Origin of the sequence: Vibrio sp. V39_P1S14PM300, from assembly GCF_009904765.1 — a bacterium.
Lineage (GTDB): Bacteria > Pseudomonadota > Gammaproteobacteria > Enterobacterales > Vibrionaceae > Vibrio > Vibrio proteolyticus.
In genome coordinates this window covers 1-3,455 of sequence record NZ_WXWP01000050.1, presented here as the reverse complement: position 1 = coordinate 3,455, position 3,455 = coordinate 1, and the positions used below count along the sequence as shown (strand labels likewise).

General features: G+C 52.9%; 3 protein-coding genes. 1 reads left to right on the top strand and 2 read right to left on the bottom strand.

The features are described 5' to 3' along the window. Nucleotides 1-131: 131 nt before the first annotated feature. The gene (locus tag CAG65_RS02620; protein WP_021706018.1) at nucleotides 132-404 is read left to right on the top strand and encodes a hypothetical protein; all 273 of its coding nucleotides are present in this window, start codon (nucleotides 132-134) and stop codon (nucleotides 402-404) included. A 64-nt stretch (nucleotides 405-468) separates the two neighbouring features. Here CAG65_RS02620 and nhaD read toward each other — a convergent pair whose 3' ends face one another. After that, nucleotides 469-1,905 (bottom strand): sodium:proton antiporter NhaD, encoded by a 1,437-nt coding sequence (gene nhaD / locus CAG65_RS02615; protein ID WP_161451983.1) that lies wholly within the window; start codon nucleotides 1,903-1,905, stop codon nucleotides 469-471. A gap of 223 nt (nucleotides 1,906-2,128) precedes the next feature. Beyond that, the gene (locus CAG65_RS02610; RefSeq protein ID WP_021706020.1) at nucleotides 2,129-3,433 is read right to left on the bottom strand and encodes a dicarboxylate/amino acid:cation symporter; all 1,305 of its coding nucleotides are present in this window, start codon (nucleotides 3,431-3,433) and stop codon (nucleotides 2,129-2,131) included. Nucleotides 3,434-3,455: the final 22 nt, after the last annotated feature.

Sequence of the window (3,455 nt, the reverse complement as noted above, 5' to 3'; positions counted from 1 at the left end):
TGCTGGTCTAGGCTCAGAGAGTGTACGGTAATTCGCGCCGCGTGAGTCACCAACGACACCAAGTGTCCTCGTGGTGTGTTTACCCTGCATGCGTGAATAATAAGGTAAAAAATATTCAGTTGGAGAACATCATGAGCCATTGGCGAATCAATAAATCGGCCGTGCGTTGGAGCCGACCAATCAGCAGTGCGGCGCAGCGTAATTTTGACTTGTTTCAGAATGAAATCTTTCACAACGGCACGGATCCACGTCATGCCGCTGACGAGTTTGATTCACATGTTGAGTGTTTGGATAAAGGCAATAACGTGTGGTCGATTCGGTTATCGCAGCGGGATCGTGTGGTATTTCGCCTCGATGAAACCGATCATGTCTGTATCATCGAAGGGGTTGGCGGGCACTACTGAGGCAATAGCACGGAAATTCAGCGCGCGCCGGTGTGTCTGGTGCGCGCTTGTTTAATCATACGCTTCAGAATAACGCCGCGTTAAGCAGGACATGCGCACCGATGCTGACGAAGTAGCCAAGTAAAATCACCGGTGCCCATTTCAGATGACCAAAAAACGTATAGCGGCCGTGCGCCGCGCCCATCAGAGCCACGCCTGCCGCTGAACCGATCGACAGCAGACTGCCGCCGACGCCTGCGGTCAGTGTGACCAACAGCCAATTGCCGACGGACATCTCCGGCTCCATGGTCAGTACAGCAAACATCACCGGAATGTTATCGACAATAGCAGACAAAATACCCACCATGATGTTGGCCCACATCGGATCCCATTGACTGTACATGACCTCCGACACCATGCCCAGATAGCCGAGCAGGCTCAACCCTCCCACACACATTACGACGCCATAGAAGAACAGCAAGGTGTCCCACTCGGCGTGGGAAATACGTCGGAACACATCAAACGGCACTACCGACCCCAATCTTCGCAGTGCTTCGTCGTCGCCATTGGCAATCGCTAATGCCGCCTTTTTCGCCAGCGAATGCCTGAGTGTTTTGCGCAGGTAGTAGCCAAAGAACTGCAGGTAGGCCAAACCCATCATCATGCCGATGACAGGCGGGAAGTGCAGAGCGGCGTGGAAGGCCACGGCAGTGGCGATGGTCAGAATAAACAATGCCACGATACGTTTGGCACCGCGCTTGAGTTCCACTTTCTGATGCAAGGTGTGCGGCCGCTGATTGGGGATGAACAACGACATCACCATCGCCGGAACCAGATAGTTGATCACGGAAGGCACAAACAGCGGCATAAACTCCGTGAAGGAGACATGTCCGGCCTGCCAGACCATCAAAGTGGTAATATCGCCAAACGGGCTGAACGCGCCGCCAGCGTTGGCGGCAATCACAATATTGATACAGGCCAGGTTGATAAAGCGCATGTTGTCACACGCTACTTTCATCACCACCGCGCACATCAGCAGTGCGGTGGTGAGGTTGTCGGCCACCGGAGAGATGAAAAAGGCCAGTACGCCGGTAATCCAGTACAGCGCCCGGAAGTTAAACCCTTTGCCTATCAGCCACGCTTGCAGGGCATCAAACAGGCGTCGCTCTTCCATTGCGTTTATGTAGGTCATGGCAACCAACAAAAACAGCAGTAATTCCGCGTATTCCAGCAGGTTATATTCCAGGGCCGCTTTAGCGATCTCAATCTCACCCATTTGTGAATAGGTGTAGCCGATGAGCGCCCAGATGAGCCCGGCCGCAAGCAGTACCGGCTTGGATTTTTTTAGTTTGAGGTACTCTTCCAGCATCACCAGAGTGTAGGCTAGGACAAACAGCAGCAATGATGTCAGACCGACCGCCGTATGTGTCAGGTCGAGATAAGTGGCTTCGGTTAAAGCGGCGAAACCTAGGGTTGGGAAAAGACACAAACTCAGTCCGATTACCAGTAACCGCGTATTCATCCACTGCACTCCTTGCGCGTTGTCTGTTGTTGTAAAAACAATAGTAGACCCAATAACTTGAAGGGATTGTGATGTGCGACGAAAATGACTGAATTTTGCGCTTTAGGGGTAGGTAGGGGGTGTGTCGAGCGCAGGGGGAAGTGATGACAACCGGTTTGCGAGCATGCGTCAATCGCAGGTATAAAAAAGCCCCGCTGAGCGGGGCTGTTTCGGTGGGCGTCGCTTACGCTTTTGCCTCTTTCAGGTGAACGCTTTCTTCTTCTTCACCCGCTTTCGGGTCGTTGAAGCGCGCTTCATCCAGAGCACCTTCGGACTTCGCCACAATGACGGTCACACAAGAGTCACCGGTAATGTTGACGGCAGTACGAATCATATCCAGCAGACGGTCAACACCCATGATAAGTGCAATGCCTTCCAGTGGCAGGCCGACCTGGTTCAGTACCATCGCCAGCATCACCAGACCCACACCCGGAACACCGGCGGTGCCAACAGAGGCCAGCGTTGCGGTCAGGATCACCATCAGGTAGTCGCCCATGGTCAGGTCGATGTTGTACGCCTGAGCAATAAAGGCCGTGGCCACACCTTGCATGATGGCAGTGCCGTCCATGTTCACGGTCGCCCCCAGTGGTACAGTGAACGATGAAATGCGGTTATCGACACCAAAACGGTTCTTCGCAGTTTCCATCGTGACCGGAATGGTGGCGTTGGAAGACGCGGTTGAGAAGGCGAACATGATCGCATCTTCCATCTTCTTCAGGAAGGTGATCGGGCTAAGACCAGTAAAGCCTTTTAACATTGCGCTGTACGTGACCAGGCCATGCAGCAGCAACGTTCCTGCCAGTACCAGGAAGTACTCTGCCAGGTTAACGATTGCGCTCAGCCCAAGGCCAGTAAACAGCTTAGCCATCAGGAAGAATACGCCATAAGGCGCCAGGTTCATCAGTAACGCGACCAGTTTCATGATCACTTCGTTCAGATCCGCAAACACGGCGGCGATACGCTCACCCGGTTTGCCTGCGGCGCTGATCGCAATACCAAACAACACCGCAAACACGATCACCTGAAGAGTTTTACCTTCAGCCATCGCGCTGATTGGGTTAGTTGGGAACATATCGATGATGACCTGACCCAGTGATGGGGCATCAGCCGATTTGAAGCTGCTGGCAGCCGTTAGATCCGCGCCAGCACCTGGCTGAAACAGGTTACCCATCGTCAGGGCCAGTGTGATGGCCACTGCGGTCGTTGCGATATAAAACGCCAGGGTTTTACCGCCCATACGACCTAAAGTAGACAGATCTTTGAGTGAACTGGTACCACAGACCAGAGAGACAAAGACCAATGGCACAACAAGCATTTTCAAGCTGGCGACGAAAATCTGGCCACCCACTTCAAACAGGCCGTTAACAATGTACGCGTCAACAAATCCGTTGCCGGCAAACAGCGAACGAATCGCAAAGCCAGTCAGAATACCCGCTACCATACCTAAGATAACTCGGCTGGTCAGCGACATCGGTTTCTTGGTATTCATTTTTGAACACTCCTTTATTTTA